Below are 667 nucleotides of genomic sequence, written 5' to 3' on the forward strand. Positions count from 1 at the left end.
ACCGGATGAAAAGCGGCGAACTGCCGATGCCGCCGATGGCCGAGGTGATGGGCATGCATCCCGATGTGGCGGAACATGGGCGCGTGGTCTTCACCTCCACGCCGAAAGCGGCTTTTCTCAACCCGATGGGTACCATCCACGCGGGCTATGCCCTAACGTTGCTCGATACGGTGCTGGCCTGCACAGTCCATTCTACTTTGGCGGCGGGTCAGACTTATACGACGCTGGAAGTGAAGGCCAATTTCGTTCGCGCCATCCTGCCCGATTCCGGCCTGCTCACGATCGAAGGTAAAATTCTCTCGGCGGGACGGCGCATCGGCACGTCGGAAGCCAAGATCACCGATGCCAAAGGCCGTCTGCTCGCCCATGCGACGAGACATGCATTATTTTCTCGGGCGATTAGGCTTTGTGGGGATTGTGAATCCCCATTTGCGGGATTCACGCTCGGGATGGACTGTTTAATCCTGGCCGACGCCCAAAACGCGGGGGTAGGCGAAACCAGTCTGTTTTTATGAATTTTCTCAAACGGCTTGCGGCCTAAATTTCTGATGTCTCAGAAGAAAAATGGCGCGCCCGGAAGGACTTGAACCTCCAACCCCCAGATTCGTAGTCTGGTGCTCTATCCAGTTGAGCTACGGGCGCCCGCCGTTGAGGTGGCGGAAATTAG

1 protein-coding gene and 1 tRNA gene are annotated in these 667 nt (G+C 57.1%); one reads left to right on the forward strand and one right to left on the reverse strand.

What is annotated here, in order from left to right:
- Positions 1-515, forward strand: a 515-nt coding sequence (locus tag VZ95_RS20095; RefSeq protein WP_052711976.1) for a PaaI family thioesterase, incomplete at its 5' end; no start/stop codon positions are given.
- Positions 516-565: 50 nt separating this feature from the next.
- On the opposite strand, the gene VZ95_RS20100 is transcribed toward VZ95_RS20095, so the two are convergent.
- Positions 566-642 (reverse strand) — tRNA-Arg (locus VZ95_RS20100).
- Between the last annotated feature and the right edge of the window lie 25 nt (positions 643-667).

It is taken from the genome of Elstera litoralis (genome assembly GCF_000963705.1).
Taxonomy (GTDB): Bacteria; Pseudomonadota; Alphaproteobacteria; order Elsterales; family Elsteraceae; genus Elstera; species Elstera litoralis.